20 protein-coding genes are annotated in these 17,167 nt (G+C 55.7%); 8 read left to right on the top strand and 12 right to left on the bottom strand.

Annotated features, from left to right (window positions below; translation table 11 throughout):
• Positions 1-7: 7 nt before the first annotated feature.
• Positions 8-1,351 carry a TldD/PmbA family protein gene (locus SYN7336_RS17355; protein ID WP_017327208.1) on the top strand — a complete coding sequence of 448 codons (1,344 nt, stop codon included), beginning with the start codon at positions 8-10 and terminating at the stop codon, positions 1,349-1,351.
• A 5-nt stretch (positions 1,352-1,356) separates the two neighbouring features.
• Here the strand turns inward: SYN7336_RS17355 and SYN7336_RS17350 are convergent, their stop codons facing one another.
• The 4 genes from SYN7336_RS17350 to prfB form a co-directional block, all read right to left on the bottom strand.
• Complete coding sequence (locus tag SYN7336_RS17350) at positions 1,357-2,352, bottom strand: ribose-phosphate pyrophosphokinase (protein WP_017327207.1); 996 nt, start codon at positions 2,350-2,352, stop codon at positions 1,357-1,359.
• A 198-nt stretch (positions 2,353-2,550) separates the two neighbouring features.
• Positions 2,551-3,501: a D-alanine--D-alanine ligase gene (locus SYN7336_RS17345; protein WP_017327206.1), complete on the bottom strand. Its 951-nt coding sequence runs from the start codon at positions 3,499-3,501 to the stop codon at positions 2,551-2,553.
• Between the two features lie 75 nt (positions 3,502-3,576).
• A complete protein-coding gene (locus SYN7336_RS17340) occupies positions 3,577-3,990 on the bottom strand; it encodes a DUF1824 family protein (protein ID WP_017327205.1) in 414 nt (137 codons plus the stop codon).
• A 465-nt stretch (positions 3,991-4,455) separates the two neighbouring features.
• Positions 4,456-5,587 (bottom strand): peptide chain release factor 2 gene (prfB, locus tag SYN7336_RS26475; protein ID WP_156820396.1). Its coding sequence is split into 2 segments (ribosomal slippage): positions 4,456-5,514 and positions 5,516-5,587, totalling 1,131 coding nucleotides; the frame shifts between segments, so codons are not numbered across the junction.
• Positions 5,588-5,821: 234 nt separating this feature from the next.
• Between prfB and SYN7336_RS17325 the strand changes: the two genes are divergently transcribed.
• Genes SYN7336_RS17325 through SYN7336_RS28215 form a run of 3 tightly spaced genes read left to right on the top strand, consistent with a single transcriptional unit; the run spans position 5,822 to position 7,597 of the window.
• Entirely contained in the window at positions 5,822-6,478 is a 657-nt protein-coding gene (locus tag SYN7336_RS17325) for a sigma-70 family RNA polymerase sigma factor (RefSeq protein WP_017327202.1), read from the top strand.
• 15 nt (positions 6,479-6,493) lie between these two features.
• Positions 6,494-7,036 carry an anti-sigma factor gene (locus tag SYN7336_RS17320; protein ID WP_017327201.1) on the top strand — a complete coding sequence of 181 codons (543 nt, stop codon included), beginning with the start codon at positions 6,494-6,496 and terminating at the stop codon, positions 7,034-7,036.
• 48 nt (positions 7,037-7,084) lie between these two features.
• On the top strand, positions 7,085-7,597 hold the full coding sequence (locus SYN7336_RS28215; RefSeq protein WP_051039836.1) for a hypothetical protein: 513 nt from the start codon (positions 7,085-7,087) through the stop codon (positions 7,595-7,597).
• Positions 7,598-7,621: 24 nt separating this feature from the next.
• Here the strand turns inward: SYN7336_RS28215 and SYN7336_RS26465 are convergent, their stop codons facing one another.
• On the bottom strand, positions 7,622-9,202 hold the full coding sequence (locus SYN7336_RS26465; protein WP_162139119.1) for a LysM peptidoglycan-binding domain-containing protein: 1,581 nt from the start codon (positions 9,200-9,202) through the stop codon (positions 7,622-7,624).
• Positions 9,203-9,611: 409 nt separating this feature from the next.
• On the opposite strand from SYN7336_RS26465, the gene cysS reads away from it, so the two are divergent.
• Positions 9,612-11,057: a cysteine--tRNA ligase gene (gene cysS / locus SYN7336_RS17305; RefSeq protein WP_038027225.1), complete on the top strand. Its 1,446-nt coding sequence runs from the start codon at positions 9,612-9,614 to the stop codon at positions 11,055-11,057.
• A 27-nt stretch (positions 11,058-11,084) separates the two neighbouring features.
• On the opposite strand, the gene SYN7336_RS17300 is transcribed toward cysS, so the two are convergent.
• The 6 genes from SYN7336_RS17300 to SYN7336_RS17275 form a co-directional block, all read right to left on the bottom strand.
• Positions 11,085-11,783, bottom strand: coding sequence for a hypothetical protein (locus SYN7336_RS17300; RefSeq protein WP_017327197.1), 699 nt, complete (start codon positions 11,781-11,783; stop codon positions 11,085-11,087).
• Positions 11,777-12,916, bottom strand: coding sequence for a Holliday junction branch migration DNA helicase RuvB (gene ruvB / locus SYN7336_RS17295; RefSeq protein ID WP_017327196.1), 1,140 nt, complete (start codon positions 12,914-12,916; stop codon positions 11,777-11,779). The genes SYN7336_RS17300 and ruvB overlap by 7 nt, the downstream gene beginning before the upstream one ends.
• Before the next feature lie 81 nt (positions 12,917-12,997).
• Positions 12,998-13,207, bottom strand: coding sequence for a hypothetical protein (locus SYN7336_RS17290; protein ID WP_017327195.1), 210 nt, complete (start codon positions 13,205-13,207; stop codon positions 12,998-13,000).
• Positions 13,208-13,724: 517 nt separating this feature from the next.
• Positions 13,725-14,120, bottom strand: a complete 396-nt coding sequence (locus SYN7336_RS17285) for a ferredoxin (protein ID WP_017327194.1) — start codon at positions 14,118-14,120, stop codon at positions 13,725-13,727.
• Between the two features lie 2 nt (positions 14,121-14,122).
• Positions 14,123-14,509 carry a DUF1257 domain-containing protein gene (locus SYN7336_RS17280; protein ID WP_017327193.1) on the bottom strand — a complete coding sequence of 129 codons (387 nt, stop codon included), beginning with the start codon at positions 14,507-14,509 and terminating at the stop codon, positions 14,123-14,125.
• Positions 14,510-14,692: 183 nt separating this feature from the next.
• On the bottom strand, positions 14,693-15,172 hold the full coding sequence (locus SYN7336_RS17275) for a glutathione peroxidase (protein ID WP_017327192.1): 480 nt from the start codon (positions 15,170-15,172) through the stop codon (positions 14,693-14,695).
• Between the two features lie 184 nt (positions 15,173-15,356).
• On the opposite strand from SYN7336_RS17275, the gene SYN7336_RS17270 reads away from it, so the two are divergent.
• The gene (locus tag SYN7336_RS17270) at positions 15,357-15,665 is read left to right on the top strand and encodes a hypothetical protein (RefSeq protein WP_017327191.1); all 309 of its coding nucleotides are present in this window, start codon (positions 15,357-15,359) and stop codon (positions 15,663-15,665) included.
• An 81-nt stretch (positions 15,666-15,746) separates the two neighbouring features.
• Here the strand turns inward: SYN7336_RS17270 and SYN7336_RS17265 are convergent, their stop codons facing one another.
• Positions 15,747-15,989, bottom strand: coding sequence for a Ycf34 family protein (locus tag SYN7336_RS17265; protein ID WP_017327190.1), 243 nt, complete (start codon positions 15,987-15,989; stop codon positions 15,747-15,749).
• A 358-nt stretch (positions 15,990-16,347) separates the two neighbouring features.
• On the opposite strand from SYN7336_RS17265, the gene SYN7336_RS17260 reads away from it, so the two are divergent.
• The gene (locus SYN7336_RS17260) at positions 16,348-16,653 is read left to right on the top strand and encodes a DUF3155 domain-containing protein (protein ID WP_026101102.1); all 306 of its coding nucleotides are present in this window, start codon (positions 16,348-16,350) and stop codon (positions 16,651-16,653) included.
• Between the two features lie 65 nt (positions 16,654-16,718).
• Positions 16,719-17,141, top strand: coding sequence for a photosystem II reaction center protein Psb28 (gene psb28 / locus SYN7336_RS17255; protein WP_017327188.1), 423 nt, complete (start codon positions 16,719-16,721; stop codon positions 17,139-17,141).
• Positions 17,142-17,167: the final 26 nt, after the last annotated feature.

The raw sequence follows: 17,167 nt of genomic DNA, 5'->3' as shown, positions 1-17,167 counted from the left end.
CATCTTCATGACAACCAATATTCAGGCACTTGCTACCCAAGCCCGAGACATCGCAGACAAACTCGGCATTCGCAAATTCGATATTTCTGGTTCCTCCGTGGACGAAAACAGCGTCCGAGTGGACCGAGGAGAGCCCAAGCAAGTCAAGGCATCTAACCGGTCCAGCATTACCGTGCGGGTTTGGAATGAAGCCCAGACCGTCGGCATCGCCTCCACCACCGACACCGATCCGACCGGCCTGGAACTCTCCCTCAAAACCGCTGCCGAGGCCAGTGCTTTTGGCGTCAAAGACCATGCCCCCGACTTCAGCCCGGAAGCCACAGTCCAGTTGCCCGACTACGACAACACCTACCTGCCTCAGGCTCCAGTTGCCAAGTCGATCGAAACACTGGCAGAAGCCGAACGGGAGCTGTTAGAGGCCCACGAGGCGATCGCGGGGGTGCCCTATAACGGCCTCTCCCAGCGAGATATAGAACGCTTTTATCTCAATAGCGATGGAGCTGAACGGTACGAGGCGGGATCTTACGCATCGGTCTACCTCTATAGCAAGACCGAACAGAAGGGCAAAAAGCCTCGCAGTGCCGGAGCCTTCCGGGTGGATCTCGGCTTAGACAAGTTGGATGTTTCCGGCTGTGTCAAGGAGGCGGCAGACAAAACCATCAGCCACCTCAACTACAAACAGATTGAAACGGGCAAATATACCGTCGTTTTTTCTGCCGAAGCCTTTCTCAGCCTGTTCGGCGCCTTCTCGAATATCTTCAACGCCCAGAGCATTCTCGACAACCGCAGCCTATCGACTCCCGACTCCCTCGGTACTGTCATCGCCTCTCCCCTGCTGTCTGTGGACGACAACGAACTCGACCCCAATAATGTCTCCCCCAGCCACTTCGATGGCGAAGGCACCCCCACCCGCCGACTGCCTCTGATCGCGCGGGGAGTGCTGAGCAATTTCATGCACAGTGCTGGCACTGCCAAGCGCATGCATGCCAAGCCCACCGGCCATGCCAACCTGGGTGCAAAAGTGACTGTGAGCGGCAACTTCACCTGCGTTTATCCCGGCGAGCCTGCTGCCACTGAATACAGTATCGAGACTGCCGATAATGTTATTTGGATTGACGAGATTAAGGCTCTGCATGCAGGCGTGAGTGCGCTGGAGGGGTCTTTCTCACTGCCGTTCGATGGTTGGATTGTCGAGCAGGGCCAGCCCGTCAGTATTGAATCGGCAACGGTGGCGGGAGATTTCCGCGAGCTGCTGAAATCGATTGTGTATGTGGAGAAGGAGGCCGAGGTCACCCCTGGCGGTGTCTGTCCGCGCATTTGGGTGGAGGGGCTGTCGATTACCGGCGACTGAGCGACTTAGCGGAACATGCTGCTGACGGAGCTGTCTTCGTGAATGCGCCAGATGGCTTCGCCCAAGACGTTGGCGATCGAGAGAATGCGCAGTTGCGGGAATAACTTTTCGGGGGGAAGGGGAATGGTATTGGTGACAATCACCTCTTTGAACAGACCTGATTGAGACAGGCGCTCGACGGCAGCACCGGAGAAGACGGGGTGGGTGGCGCAAGCATACACTTGGCGGGCTCCCACTTGACTCAGCATCTTGGCCGCCCCAGAGATGGTGCCTGCCGTATCGATCATGTCGTCCACCAGAATGGCGGTTTTGCCGGCCACATCCCCAATCACATTCATCACATCCACTTCGTTGTGGGCTTGGCGGCGCTTGTCGACGATCGCCAGAGGGGCATCGTCCAGCTTCTTGGCAAAGGCGCGGGCGCGAGCCACACCGCCCACATCGGGGGAAACCACCACAATATCGGGCAGTTGCTGCGCTTTGAGATAGCGCACGATCTCTGGAGAGCCGTAGACGTGGTCGAAGGGAATATCGAAATAGCCTTGAATTTGGGCCGAGTGCAGGTCCATTGCCAGCACGCGATCGGCCCCAGCATGGGTGATCATGTTGGCCACCAGCTTGGCCGTGATCGCTTCGCGACCGGCGGTTTTGCGATCGGCCCGGGCATAGCCGTAGTAGGGCACCACTGCCGTAATTTGACGGGCTGAGGCGCGGCGGCAGGCATCAATCATCACCAGCAATTCCATCAAGTGGTCGTTGACGGGACGGCAGGTGGGCTGAATCAGATAGACATCTGCACCGCGAATGGATTCTTGGATTTGGATGTACAGTTCCCCGTCAGCAAAGCGCTTTTGCACTTGTGGCCCCAAGTCCATACCCAAATATCGAGCCACCTCGGAGGCGAGCTCGACATTCGCAGAACCGGAAAAAATTTTGAGGCGGCTATTGTCTGCAATCGACAGGGGAGAAGAGCGTAGAGGCAGCGGCGCAGAGCGAAGCACAAACCGTGTCTTGAATTCTGTCAAGCAGATCCTACCACCCAGATTTGAGTTCCTTACATCCTTGGGAAGTTTTTTAGCAAGTTTGCGATCGCTACTTTTACCCAGCAGCAGTCCAAAACCCGTATTTGTACCGATCGTTTTTTGCCGATCGGCGTTCGAGAAGGTTACTTATAACCTGCGGACCTGCGAATATCTCAGCTAGACGAGCTCAGTCACCAGCCGCTGCCGCCGATGCATCCCCTCTGCCAGCAAACACCGCACCAGTTCCCTAAACGACCAGCCCAGTGCCGCTGCCGAGTCGGGACTGAGGGAGGTGGGAGTCATGCCGGGAAGAGTATTGACTTCTAAAATCCAAGCTCGTTCGGCTGCGTCGATGCGGAGATCGATCCGTGCCAGCCCCTCGCAGTGCAGGGCATCGTAAGCCCGTTTGGCGATCGCCCCCGCTCGCTCTTCTCCCGCCCGACTCAAGCTCGTAGGGATTAAGTGCCGCGAGCCGCCAGGCGCGTATTTGGCTTCATAATCGTAGAAATCTCCTTCAGCAGGGACGATCTCGATGGGGGGGAGAATGCGATCGCCGATGACCGAGACGGTCAGTTCTTTACCGGCAATATATTGTTCGAGAATGAGGCGCTCGTCGTGCTGTCGGGCCAGTTCCAGACTGCGCTCGTAGTCTTGGGGCGATCGGGCAATGGTAATGCCCATGGTGGAGCCGGTCGCCACGGGCTTGACGACAACAGGCGCACCTAGCTGCGCAATGCAGTTATTCCAGTTGGGAGCGGATTCCCGTTTGAGATTGACAGACAGCCATTTCGGCGTAGACAATCCCGTGGCCTCGAAAATTTGTTTGGCCACCCATTTATCCATTGCCAGAGCACTGGCGAGATAGCCCGGTCCTTGATAGGGCAATCCCAACCAATCGAGCATGGCCTGCACGGTCCCGTCTTCTCCACCAGCACCGTGCAGCGCAATCCAGACAAAATCGCAACCCGCTTCGGCTTGCAACCACAACTGCTGGGGCAGGTCGCGACCCGGATCGAGGGGGGTAACGGTATGGCCCAAATCTTCTAGGGCAACCCGCACGGCCTTGCCGGTCACCAGAGACACATCCCGCTCGGGGGATTGTCCGCCTGCCAGTAGCACAATCTCCATCAACCCTCTCCACCGATTTGAGGGGATGGTAGCGAACTTCCAGAACCCCTGCAAGGGCGGCGATCGCCAGTCGCGCTAATCAAACAAATTCAGGGGTAAATATCCGTAAATATCGGTGTTACTGCCTTCGCTGACAGCATGGCAGCAGACTAATACTCCGCGCGATGGACCGGAGTAAGCCTCAGCATAGGTCTGGCTGTTGCGCGTGTTGAATTTGATATAGATCGGCTCTTTGTCGCTGCCGCAGTCCTGAGGGAAATCCTGGCCGTCGGTGTAGCCGAAGGCTGCGAGATATTGGACTAGGGCAGCGTAGCCTGCAGCGGCAGTCTCGGCACAGACACCGAGGGTTTGGTAGTCAGATTCGGCCACCAATGCCTTGAGGGCGATCGCGATTTCCTGGCGATCGCTCGCATTGTCGAGTTGGAGCCGATCCTTTCCGTTGAAAGGGACGAGTAGGGTCCGAGCGCGCTCGAGGGAGATAGTGCTCACGTTATTTTCTTCACAGTTGTTATCGGGGTCATCATTCCAATCAAGACTATCTTTGTGAAAGCTTTGTAAAGAAGGCAAGCCTTATGAAAAATATGTAAAGCAAGTAGGTGTTGCCGTCTCGGAAATGGATTAGCAGGGTTCCAGGGGGTTGGTTTGGACTGGCAGCCAGTCGAGATACCTGAGTTCGATGGCGCTGCATTGCCCTCACCCCCGGCCCCTCTCCCAAAATTGGGAGAGGGGAGAAACAGCCGAAAATCCTTACGGGGCCTTATTCCCCTGCCCCCAAAGTTGGGGGTAGGGGTTAGGGGAAGGGGGCCACAGGCATCTAGACAAATGGCCAATGTTTCGGAATATGAATTTCGCCAGCAGCATCAATTTTGGGGGAAGGGGCTAGGGGATGGGGGCCAGACGCCTGTCAAACTGACGTCGAGATAGATGGCTGCTCGCTCGGATTGCAGTTTGGGATTATTCTCCAGCACTGGCTGGCGGCTCTTTGAGCTGGTGCAAATAGGCTTGAATAAAGGTCGCAATCTCCTCCGAATCTCCCTGCATAAATGCATCTACATTATAGGTTTCGGCTCCCGTGCGGTGATCCTTGATCGCTTTGTACGGGTCGAACGTATAGGTGCGAATCCGACCGCCAAACCCTTGCGTCACCATCTCGCCGCGAATCTCGGCGAGCTCCTGCTGTCGCTTTTCTTCCTCCAACTCCATCAGCTTGGCCTTGAGGATTTGGAGGGCGCGTTCTTTATTTTGCAACTGCGATCGCTCTTCTGTACAGCGCACTGCAATGCCTGTAGGCTTGTGGACAACCCGCACCGCTGTTTCCACTTTGTTCACGTTCTGACCGCCCGCCCCACCCGAGCGAGAGGTCTCGAATTCCAGCTCGTCCGGCTTCAGCTCGAACTCCATTTCCTCATCGGGAATGGGCATCACCTCTACACCGGCAAAGCTCGTCTGCCGCTTGCCATTGGCGTTAAAGGGACTAATGCGTTCCATGCGGTGGTTGCCTTTTTCTGCCGACAGATAGCCATAGGCATAATCCCCTTCGAGCGAAATCGTGGCGGATTTAATGCCCGCCTCACTGCCCGAAGACAGATCGAGCGTCTTCACCTTGTAGCCTTGGTTTTCCCCCCAACGCACATAGGTGCGCAGCAACATTTCAGCCCAGTCTTGAGCGTCGGTGCCCCCCGCCCCCGCCGTAATCGTCAGAATGGCTCCCTTGGCATCGTAGGGACCAGAGAGTAACCGCTGTAGCTCCCACCGATCGAGTGCTGTAGCGAGATCTCCGACAGTTTGGTCTGCCTCTGCTCGCAAGGCCGAATCGGCCTCCTCTTCTAGCAATTCCGATATGGCTTGTGCATCTTCTAATTGGGCGGTCCAGCCTTGAAGCTGTTCGAGCGGATGCTTGAGAGCGTTGAGTTTTTGCATCGATCGCCGAGCTGCTTCAGCATCGTCCCAAAAACCAGGTTGGGAAACCTCCTGCTCTATCACAGCAATTTGCTGTTCGGTGGCAGGAACGTCAAAGATAGTCCCGGATCTTGCCCAGGCGAGACTCTAATTCTTCGAGAGCGCGACGTAAATCGGCCAGTTCCATAGGTCTGAATCCATCGTCAGTCATCTAGATCTAGTCTAAATCGCAGCAAATGGCAATTGAGCGAGTCCCTATGGGGGGCAGGGACCGAGCGGAAAGACTCTGGGATACCCTAGTGAGGGAACCTCGGCTCCCATCAATACGTCTAGTTTGGACAAGTGCTGCTGTATCTGTGCTTCAAACAGCTTCACTAGCGCCATTCGAACAACTGCGAGACATGCTGGGGGCCGTGCCTGAATGAGCGAAGCTTATCCCTTGAATTGGTCCACCTCCGCTACCGCCTCGGTTGAGCCCATTCAGCCGGAACAGTTGGTCACATCCGAGCTGATCGCGATGTGTCAGAGTACCTTGCGACCCCATCGAGGAGCTTTTGCCGAACTGATCCGCCGTCACCAAAGGGATGTCGATCGGATTTTGTACCATCTCGCTCCCGACTGGACCGATCGGCACGATTTAGCGCAGGAGGTCTGGCTGCGGGTCTTTCGCAACCTCCGCCGCCTGAAAGAACCCGCTAAATTTCGCGGCTGGCTGGGCCGCATTGCCACGAATTTGTTTTACGACGAGTTGCGCAAGCGCAAGCGCTATCAGCGTCCCCTCTCTCTCGATGCTCCCATTACCGTGCAGGATGGGGCGATGGAGTGGGAATTGCCCAGCGAGGCAATCGGCCCCGAAGAGGTGCTGTCCGCGCAGGAGTTTTACGAGCACCTCCACCATGCCGTTCAGTTGTTGCCGGAAGCGTTTCGCCAAACGATTGTATTGAGGGAAATTCAGGGGCTATCGTACGACGAAATTGCCGAAATTACTGGAGTTTCGTTGGGTACGGTAAAGTCTCGCATTGCCAGAGCCCGCGGTCGGCTACAAACAATGCTAAAGCCCTATTTGGAAGGGCATTGACGAGAGGGTCAGATCATGACAGAGCGACTTCGACCCGATGGCAGCCAATCCGGCTCGTCCGATCTGTACGCAGGCGATCGCCATTTGTCCGCTGACGAACAGTGGGAACTGTTGAGTGCTTACCTCGATGGCGAGCTAGAAGCAGCAGAGCGCCAGCAGGTGGAGGTGTGGCTGGCGGACAACTCCGATTTGCGCCAAGCCTACCGTCAACTGCAACAGTTGCAGCAGCAGATCGAGCACCTGCCCGTACCCGCTTCCTCACCCCAGATGGCCGAGCGGGTTTTGGCTCAATTAGACCGATCGCCCTCGATCGCGTTTGTCCCCACTCGACTCCTGCGGCAGGGTGTCCGTGTCGCCGCAGGAGCAATCGTTCTTCTGGCGGGGGCAGCGGTATGGCAGGCCACTCGCCCCCCCGTTCTGATGGTGTCTCTGGAAGAGGCTCCTGTGGTCATTCCAGAGCCGCCCCTGCCGTTCGTCCCGGAATCAGTGGCGCAGTCTTATCTCCTCATCCCCAGCGCCGATCGAGATGCCTATGCAATTTTGCTGGCTGATAGTTAGTGTTCGTCGGGTTATGGTGAGGTTCGCGACAGTCAGGATAGAGAAGACATGAGGCAACGATCCGACTTGATTGGTAGGTGGCTCAGCCAGATTGTGACGTTGGCGATCGCCGAAATCTCGGCAGTGGCGATCGCGTTCAGCCCATTACTGTTTCCAGTAGGGGCAGAACCAGCAGTAGAGCCAGCTAATCGTTTACCGATCGACGAGCGTACTGCAGGCGATCGCCAATCTCAACTACCCGTTCCGCTGCTCCCAACCGTCAATCTCGATGCCCTAGTTCTGCTGCCCGATCGCCAAACTGCAGACTGGTTGGAGGCTCAATTTGAGGCCAATGTGGCCATCCTCAACGATCGCATTACCCGCCGCCAAGCGATGCTGCAGGATCTGTTAATGGACGCTGACAGCCACGACGATCGCATCCGTCAGGTGCAATCGATTCTCAGCCAACTGCGCACCGCACGCGATCGACTGGCGATCGAACATCTCCTTCTGATCCGCAAGCTCAGCCCTGACGGGACATTACCTGCAGCGGTAACGCCACCCCCCGCTGAAGGAGGTTGAGGGAAGAGGGACTCGACGAACAACTTAACGCAAGTACGGCAGAGGATTAACCGGCGAACCGTTGACATGGACTTCAAAGTGCAGGTGGGGGCCAGTACTCCAACCCGTGCTGCCCCGACTCATAATGACTTGACCTCGGCTAACGGCCTGCCCGTAAGACACATACCGCTGCGTGCCGTGAGCGTAGAGGGTGACCGAGCCGTCGGGGTGGCGAATTTTAATTAGATTGCCGTAGCCCCCCGCATGCCATCCCGAATAAATCACACGGCCCTCCCGAACGGCAACAACGGGCGATCCGACGGGGCCAGGAATATCGACGCCATTGTGCATCCGTCCCCAACGCCAGCCAAAGCCAGAATTAATCCGACCGGAAACCGGCCAAGCGAAGCCACTGGATGTGACGGGGGCTGGAGGTAAAGAGGTGGCTACGGTGGCAGACGAGGCATGACTGCTCGGAATCGACAATGTGCGGCCCACCTGTAGCCGAGTGGCTCGCACGTTGGGATTGGCCCGCACGAGAGAGTTGACGGAGACGTTGTATCTGCGGGCGATGGTGCCGAGGGTATCCCCCGGTTGAATGCGATAACTTTGCTGGGCAGTTGGGGTAGCGGCAGCAAAAGCACCACCTTGTCCTGGAATGGTGAGTCTTTGGCCAATTTGCAATCGTCGGGCGCTGACACCTGGATTGGCGCTGACGAGCTGACTGGCAGACATTCTGTAGCGACTGGCCAAGCCAATGAGGGTATCGCCCGGTTGTACGGTATAGGTTTGCAACTGCCCTCGGGCAACCCGAGCTGCCTGTCGTTCAGCCTCTGCACGAGCAATTCTGGCTGCCTCTGCTTCTGCCGCTTGGCGGCGCACGGCAAGAATATCGCTCACCGAGCCGGGAATGACCAACCGCTGACCGATGCGGAGAAAATGGGCGTTGGTGAGGGGAGTGGATGCGATGATGGCAGATTGAGAGACTTGATGGGCGCGGGCAATAGTTTCGAGGGTGTCTCCTGCTTTGACAGTGTAGACAAGCCCTTCAGTTCGAGGAATATAAAGTTTCTGCCCCGCCTCTAATTCCGTTTGGGCGTTAATGCCATTGGAGGTGGCGATCGCCGCTGCATCCAGTTGGTACATCTGGGTCAACTGCCACAGCGTTTCCCCTTCAGAGACCTCATGCAAGATAATCCCTCGTGCGGGCTCTTCGGGAAGCAAGGCACGAGCGTCTAGTGCTGCAGCGACTTGTTCGAGTTTGGCCTCGTAGTTCTGCTGCAAGACTCCCCGAATCGTTTGGGTGGTCGGGGGAACAAATTCAAAATCGGAGGCTGACTGGCGATTGAAGGTCTGTTGGCTATTGGCTAGCACTAGGCCCGCCAGGCTAGCCCAAGCGAGCAATCCAGCGAGCAAGCGGGGATGCTTCAGGCGCAGTCGCCAGGTAGGAACGGTGGGGCTGCTCTGCGAGGTCGCGGCGATGGTTGTTGCTATATGCTCCCGGTCGCTGCTGACGGGAAACATGCTGCTGACAGAAGACACGGGGTCGGGACGAACAGCCTTTAAGGAATGGCCTGCTTGGTCTTCAGCGACAGTGCCGAGATCGTCATGACTTGTCTGACTCATTTGACTGTTGGGAGCCAAGAGGAGCACCTCCGCAAGGGTGAGGAACGGTTGCAATGCCGCAAAACGGGATGGTATACCTGGGTATTTTTACCAGATGTAACGCTTTGCAAAGAGTACACTTTCGTGTGGCTGCAAACAAGAGGGGGCGAAGCCCACTTTTTACATGGGCATCATGATTCCCACATACCTCATCTCTACTTAACAAAAGAGCTCCGTAGATTTAAGGAAAACACTGGAATAGCGACAGCGCGATAGCGTAGAGATACCGAATGGATGGCGTAAGGGGCTGTGACTTGCCCTACTTGGCAAGATTCGATAGGGTTTGCAGGTGACTGGAGATAGCCAGTTGTCAAGCAATGGGGCAAATGTTGCTGCCGCGATCCAGAACGTCTCGAATTGCGTGAACGTCTTGAATTCCCTGAACGTCTTTAATTCACTGTCTCGACAGAAAGAGCCCTTCGTTCCGCTGGAGGCTGGCTCGGTCAAGATGTATGTCTGCGGAGTGACGGTTTACGACTATTGCCATTTAGGTCATGCACGCACCTACGTTACCTGGGACACGGTACGGCGCTATCTGGAATGGAAAGGCTATCGGGTTACATACGTTCAAAACTTCACGGATGTAGATGACAAAATCCTCAAGCGAGCTCGGGAACAGGGCTCGTCGATGCAGGCGGTGTCGGAGCAGTTTATCGAGGCTTACCGCAAGGATATGGAGCGGTTAAATGTGAAGACTGCCGATGCTTACCCCCGGGCAACTACATCTTTGGAGGCGATGTATCGGCTGATTCGGGATTTGGAGTTGAAGCAGTTTGCCTATCGGGTGCGGGGGCAGGAGGGTGGCGAGGATGTGTACTATGCCGTGGGCAAGTTTGATGGCTATGGCAAGCTGTCGGGGCGCAAGTTAGCGGACATGCAGGCGGGAGCCAGCGGTCGAGTCGGGGCTGAAGGGGCCGAAAAGCGCGATCCGTCTGATTTTGCCCTGTGGAAGTCTGCACCGCATTCGGAAGAAGGATTCGAGTCTCCTTGGGGGTGGGGGCGTCCGGGCTGGCATATCGAATGTTCGGCAATGGTGCGGCAGAATTTGGGCGATCGCATTGACATTCACGCAGGGGGGGCCGATTTGAAGTTTCCCCACCACGAAAACGAAATTGCCCAATCGGAGCCTGTGGCCGGCGAGCCGTTCGCCAAGTATTGGATGCACAATGGCTTTCTCAATATCGACGGCGAGAAAATGTCGAAATCGTTGGGGAATTTCACCACGATTCGGGATTTGCTGAAGACTTACGACCCGATGGCACTGCGACTCTTTTTCTTGCAAACCCAGTACCGCAGTCCGATCGACTTGACCGACGAGAGCTTGACGGCGGCTACGAATGCTTGGAAAACCCTGTCGGCGGCCCTGCAGTTTGCCCGCAGTTTGGCATTGCAGGGGGTGGAGCCAGAGGGAGAGGCGATCGCCAGTTTCGAGACTGCCATGGACGACGATTTCAGTTCGCCTGGAGGGTTGGCTGTCGCTTTCGATCTGGCAAAAACACTGAACAAGGAGCAGAATCAGCGCATCCACACTGGTGCGGGGGTGTTGCCAGAGGCTGTTTGCCAAGCAAAAGCAAAAGCACTCTTGGAAATTGCAGATGTTTTAGGGCTCGCGATCGCAGATTCGCCAGTTGAAACAGTAACCGAAGTTCCCAATGATTTATCCGAAGCGGATATTCAAGCGTTGTTAGAGCGACGCAATGCCGCGCGGCGGGAGAAGAATTTTTCAGCAGCAGACGAGATCCGCGCTCGCCTAGAGGCAGAAGGCATTACCATCCTCGATCGGGCTGACGGGACTAGCCATTGGGTGCGCAGTTAAGTCTCCACCCAATTGGGTTCTCGTGCTTTAGCGGAATATCTGAGCGGGATCGAGCGGGGGTAACTCGCGCTCGGGAGGTGGAGCGATCGGGATGGTGGAGGGAGTTGGGGCCGGAAGTGGAAGGGCTGGAGCTGGAGTCGGAGGAGGGGCCGGTAAGGCCGACGCTGGGTCTGGAGGCGGAATGGGTAGGGTTTGGCTGGTGCCGTAATAAAACTGGCCGTTGGGGGCAAATCGGATGAACTCCCCTTGCAGAGCTTGACCTCGGGCTTGCAAATCCTGAAAAAATCCCTCCGGCTGGCGATCGATGTCGAGAATGGCCATCACAATCGCCTCTTCAGCCGGAATTGGCAAGACTTCAAAGGTGATGGGGTCCGTTTGCCAAGTTTCGAGCAGGGTGCCGCTCCGACTGACACTGTAGAGATTGAGCTCTGCTTGCCAGCGTCCCCGCTCCACCTCTACTTCTTCCCGAGCCAAGATTGCCAGATAGGTGGTTTCGAATGGCTCTGCCTGTAACTGTAGGGAGCGGACGACCAAAATCCACAGGTGCGCCCCATCCGGCAGTGAGGTGGCCCCACGAGCCAGATACCATCCGTGCTGAGACTGGGGCTCCACTCGCTCGATGGCGATCGAGGATGGGGTGGGGGCCAGAGGAGGAGTACAGCCGACCAGTACGATGGCGAGGAGGGCGATCGCTCTGGCAAATGGAGTGAAGTCGATCGTTACCACAGTTGTAAAGGCAAGTTGATTTCATACCCCAAATGTTGCAAGGCCGCAGGCGTGACGACGCGACCGCGAGCGGTACGCTGCAAAAAACCAATTTGAAGTAAATATGGCTCGTAAACCTCTTCAATCGTCTGGGCATCTTCCCCGGTGGCGGCAGCCATCGTGTCCAGCCCCACCGGACCGCCATCGAAGTTATCCACCATCATTGCGAGCAGCTTGCGATCGGTCCAATCCAACCCCTTCGGATCGACATGAAACAATTCCAGCGCGACTCTAGCCACCTCTGCATCGATCTGGCCGTCACTACGAACTTGGGCATAATCCCGCACTCGCTTGAACAGGCGATTGGCAATTCGAGGGGTGCCGCGCGATCGCCGGGCAATTTCTGCCGCCCCAGCTTCGTCGATGGGGGTGTCGAGCAGGCGGGCGGTGCGCTGCACGATCTGGAGGAGTTCTTCCGGTTCGTAAAAGCGGAGGCGTTGGACCAAACCAAAGCGATCGCGTAGGGGGGCCGTGAGGGCTCCGACGCGGGTGGTGGCCCCCACGAGAGTAAACCGACCTAAGTTCAAACTGGTGACGCGGGCCGATTGACCTTTCCCGACGGTGATATCCAGCCGAAAGTCTTCCATCGCTGGGTACAGCATTTCTTCGGTGACCTTGGGCAGGCGGTGAATTTCGTCAATAAACAGAATATCGCCGGATTTGAGGTTGACCAGATATCCGGCAATGTCTTTGGGGCCTTCTAGGGCCGGGGCACTTGTGAGGTGCATTTTGACTCCCATTTCAGTGGCTAGGGCAGCACAAATAGTGGTTTTGCCCAGGCCGGGGGGGCCGTAGAACAGCAGGTGATCGAGGGGTTCGGAGCGGGCTTGGGCGGCGGCGATCGCGATCTGCAAGACTTCCTTGAGCTCTGATTGACCCACATAGTCTGCGAGCGTCGTGGGGCGCAGGGAAGTACCACTGGAGCGGGTTTCTTCCTCTTCTGAGAGCGCCTGCGGACGCAGCAGGTCTATATCTTTGGGGGAGGATCGAGCGCTTGGCTCGGCGGGCGCGGCAGAGTCTGCGGGCTTCGGGCTGCGCTGGGAGTGTTGGGGGCGCTCGGCGCTAGCGCCCGATTGCGAAGAAATAATGGCCATATCCGCTCCACCCCCATTTGCTTACGGCCATTCTAGACATCAATGCGGTTGGGAACGTGGAATCATTCCGAGATCCATTTGTCACTGAGTCGCAGACTGGTCCGCAACCACTAAAACAGCGGCCCCTCGAATATTGCCCGATCGCAGTGCCGATAGGGCTTCGTTAGCTCGTTCGAGAGGAAACGGCCGAACCTCTGTCGAGACTGGAATGCGGGGGGCTAAATCTAGAAATTCTTCACCATCCTGCCGGATCAGATTGGCGACTGATTTGAGGGTCCGTTCCCCCCACAAATGATGCTACTGGCGAAATTCATATTCCGAAACATTGGCCATTTGTCTAGATGCCTGTGGCCCCCTTCCCCTAACCCCTACCCCCAACTTTGGGGGCAGGGGAACAAGGCCCCGTAAGGATTTTCGGCTGTTTCTCCCCTCTCCCAAACTTGGGAGAGGGGCCGGGGGTGAGGGCCATGCAGAGGACTTGCACCATGCCAATATTTCTAAATGTTAAATTGGCCAGCAGTATCACAAATAGCGGTAGGGGAACGTGGGGATATCGCTCGTATGAATGCCCGCACAAACGACGATTCCCCCTTTGGCGACAGCTTGTAGGGCCGCAGGCACGAGCCTTCACAACAGACACCGCAGGCGAGCACGCGCAAGAGAACCCCACTGGCCGTCGGGGTTGGTACGGGAACATCGCTGAGCTGGAGGGGAATACCGGGAGACTCGAATACGAGGGCACGCACGAACTCGCCTCAAACCTGTCACGATATCCCTATCTTGGCGCAAATGCAGAAATTGCTACGAACTACTTGGCGGTCGGAGGAGCACCAATTTTAGGCATTACCTGAAAGCGACGCTGCTTCTCTAACTGTTGCAATTCCTTATAGCCCACGCGATGAATGCAATCTACCGGGCAAGTCTGGATGGCCTCGTCAACCAAAGGCTCGGGATCGCCATTTTGCTTCATCACCCGAGACTTGCCGTAGTCTTCTTCTAAAAAAAACGTGTTGCGGGCCACGTAAGCGCAGTGCCCGCAACCAATGCACTCTACTTCATCCACATAGACGCCAGTCTGGCGAATGGTGCCCCCCAACTCGGGCTCCAACCCCGATCGCCGCTCGCGATCGCGCAGTAGCCCTCCCAGCTCGGGCTCTAAGCCCGTGCGTTGACTGGGTTCGCGCTCGATGGGGGAAAGTGTCATGACTATGCACCCCAGCGCTGCAGCACGAGACGGACACTGCCATCTTCAGCTTGCTTTTGCTCCACCAATTGGAAGCCTTTTCTCGAAGATTCGCCCACAATCGTTTGGTAGGCATATCGTTGCGTAACTTTGTCGATAAACGTTTCTACCGACCAAGGCTGCTTCCAGTACTGCAAATCTGCGACTAGTTGGTAGGCATCGCCATTCCACTGAAAGCCAATATCGTAGCCATTGTCTTGATGCACGATTAACGAAGCCGCCTGAGTGTTGCCTCGGTAGCCGCGTACTTGCATTTCGCCGCGTTCGGAGTCTATGCCCAATTCACTCAGGGCGGCTTCCAACGCATTCAGATCGAGGATCTTTGTCTTGATTTGGCTGAAGTGGGACATACGCTCGAACCTATTGACTAGAAGAAATATGTCTTGATGTGAAGTTGTATGAGCAGGAATTACAGTTCATATTAACCCAACTCTTCAGATGCTCCACATCAGTTCCAATTTTCTTTGGAACCATCCTCAGAAACCTTGCGACCCCTAAGAATGAAGAGTTGTTAAGTGGGAGGCTATGCCCTTTTAGTCGAGCAATTTAGCAATATCGGCCTCGATACTCGCGGGGGTATCGATTGAACCGTAGCGTTTCAAAACGGTACCATTTTTATCCACCAGAAACTTCGTGAAGTTCCACTTGATCGCCTCAGTTCCCAGCAGGCCCTTCTGCTCGGACTTGAGGAACTGGTAAAGCGGGTGGGCGTTCTCGCCATTCACGTCAACCTTGGCAAACAGGGGAAAGGAGACACCGTAAGTGGTGGAGCAGAACTGCTGAATCTCTGCCTCGCTGCCGGGTTCCTGCGCCCCAAACTGATTGCAGGGGAACCCGAGAATGACTAAGCCCTTGTCTTTGTACTGCTCGTAGAGGGATTCCAAACCTGAATATTGAGGGGTAAACCCGCATTTGCTAGCTACATTGACAATCAGCAGGAGGCGATCGCGAAAGTCGCTCAGTGACTGCTCAGTACCGTCGATGGCGTTGGCGGTGAAGTCATAGATACTCATGGCATTCCCCTAGCAATGGCCTCAATCTGTTCTTTACAATTTTTAACACAATTCCGTACCAACCTTCCCTGCCGCTCTTGCAAGGATCGTGCTGAGGGGAGTGGGGCATCTCCAAATTGAGCTCGGGAACCGGTAAGCTAACAGTGCTGACAGCGTCACAAGCTGCAAGTTCAATGGTGCAATCGTGTTTGGGTTGAATACATTCTGGCTTTCGGTCGTCGGTACCGCAGCAGTGTCGCTGCTGACAGTGGTGTGGCTACTGTTTGACGAGGCTAAAAAGCGAAAGCAGTACGAAGTAGAGAGGGAAGCATACGAGCTAGAACTCAAAGCCCGTCAGGAAGCAGAGGCCCGAGAAGCTGCCCGCAAAGAAGCCGAACGGGCAGCCAGAGCTGCTGCCAGTGCGTCATCCGAGCCCGAAGAAGACGAGCTTGAGAGAAAAGCATCCGAAGTTGCAACGGACCCCGAGCAGACCTCAGAGACTAACGAGGCATAAGCCCCCAATCTATACCTGTTGCTGCAGCCCGCATCCCAATCTCCCAAACGCTAGTTTGGCTAAAGTTTCGGAACATTCATGCTAGGTCGGTACTAGCTCTCCCGGCCTCAGGCGGGCCCATTTATCCCGCTCTTCCACAAAACTGGCACAACCCACCACATCCCATTCCATTTCCTTCCCACCATTGCGGATATTGACATTAATTTCTGGCTGCTCCGGCAGAAAGTTTGGGGTATCGGTGAGATGGGGTTGCTCGTGTTGCATTTCGACCGCGTGGTAAGTTTCGCAGCGATCGACATAGTGACAGTGAATGCAAATACACATGAGATCGATACAGAAAGACAATCGAGAGGCAAGCAGACCGCGAGTCGCGTGGCTCTATCGTAATCAAGTTTCTGGCGGCGGCACCCAAAGCAGCCCGAACCTTGCCGATTCCAGCAACAAAACTTAAGATAGAGAGAGACTCTGTTCCTCCTTCAGGTGCTTTGATTCGCGGTTTTTAGGGCCTCAGAAGCAAAAAAAATATTAAGGGAAGAATGAGTTACATCACGAAGTGGTAATTAGTGATTGCAATTTTTTGTTAAACTCGCTATACTTCTGGCGGTTTATGTATCGAACGTCACAAAACAGTGATGGGCGATTTAACCTTGAAGATTCGTTACATTAATTCGGGAGGCTTTCTTTGGCTAGAAGACGGAAGCGTAAGAGTCGCCGCAGACAGGAAGGGCGCAAGATTCTCGAACTCATTCCTCAGTTCAGTATTGACAGTGGCGATCTAAAACCCGTGACCGCTGCCCGCAACCACATTCAAGAGAACCAGATTACGCCACCGGCATTGCTGCTGGTGCGCCGTAACGAGCATACTGTCGATCGCTTTTTCTGGGCTGAAAAAGGCTTGTTTGGCGCACAGTATGTCGAAGAGAACCATTTCCTGTTTCCCAGTTTGCGGTCTCTGATCTCTGACGAGCCAGTGGCAGTTCCCCGCTAGCCCATGACTGTGGCAATCGAGGCTAGCTGGTCCCCAAGCGACTGGCTAGCTCTTTTTGGCATGCGGTGCTGTCTCCTCGCAGCTTGGGCGATCGCCTGCCGACAAAACAGCGGGCGGTAGGGTCCGTGGCTTATGATAGGAAAGCTAATCTTTACAAATCGTTATTCCAAATGGCGCGAATCGAGTTAACCCCCGGCATCAGTGAAGTCCCCAGCAATGTCCGCGTCATGCGCTCCAAAGCTGGCGATCGCGCTTCGGCCATATTCACATTTGCCGATCCCAGTACCCAAGACTTCGAGGTGCCCGGTATGACCCTGTCGGACGAGGAAGGGAAGATGGTGACGCGGGATGTACGGGTGAAGTTTACCGATGGCAAATTTAAAGCGCTTGAAGCCATTTACTCCATGACTGGCGATGATGAATGGGAGCGGTTCCTGCGCTTTATGGAACGCTTTGCCGAGGCCAACGAGATGGGTCTGGGCGAATAGCAACAAATCATTATGATTGAGAGTGG

The sequence above is a fragment of the Synechococcus sp. PCC 7336 genome, assembly GCF_000332275.1.
Lineage (GTDB): Bacteria > Cyanobacteriota > Cyanobacteriia > Thermostichales > PCC-7336 > PCC-7336.
Note: the sequence above shows the minus strand (reverse complement) of the source record. Positions and strands in the feature narration are given on the sequence as shown.

Coding starts and splice junctions, on each gene's coding strand:
- SYN7336_RS17285 (WP_017327194.1), bottom strand. CDS start 14,120: ATGACACTTTCCCCCATCGAGCGCGAACCCAGTCAACGCACGGGCTTA.
- SYN7336_RS17275 (WP_017327192.1), bottom strand. CDS start 15,172: ATGAGTATCTATGACTTCACCGCCAACGCCATCGACGGTACTGAGCAG.
- SYN7336_RS17320 (WP_017327201.1), top strand. CDS start 6,494: ATGACAGAGCGACTTCGACCCGATGGCAGCCAATCCGGCTCGTCCGAT.
- SYN7336_RS17280 (WP_017327193.1), bottom strand. CDS start 14,509: ATGTCCCACTTCAGCCAAATCAAGACAAAGATCCTCGATCTGAATGCG.
- SYN7336_RS26465 (WP_162139119.1), bottom strand. CDS start 9,202: ATGAGTCAGACAAGTCATGACGATCTCGGCACTGTCGCTGAAGACCAA.
- SYN7336_RS17345 (WP_017327206.1), bottom strand. CDS start 3,501: ATGGAGATTGTGCTACTGGCAGGCGGACAATCCCCCGAGCGGGATGTG.
- SYN7336_RS17355 (WP_017327208.1), top strand. CDS start 8: ATGACAACCAATATTCAGGCACTTGCTACCCAAGCCCGAGACATCGCA.
- SYN7336_RS17325 (WP_017327202.1), top strand. CDS start 5,822: ATGAGCGAAGCTTATCCCTTGAATTGGTCCACCTCCGCTACCGCCTCG.
- SYN7336_RS28215 (WP_051039836.1), top strand. CDS start 7,085: ATGAGGCAACGATCCGACTTGATTGGTAGGTGGCTCAGCCAGATTGTG.
- SYN7336_RS17265 (WP_017327190.1), bottom strand. CDS start 15,989: ATGTGTATTTGCATTCACTGTCACTATGTCGATCGCTGCGAAACTTAC.
- ruvB (WP_017327196.1), bottom strand. CDS start 12,916: ATGGCCATTATTTCTTCGCAATCGGGCGCTAGCGCCGAGCGCCCCCAA.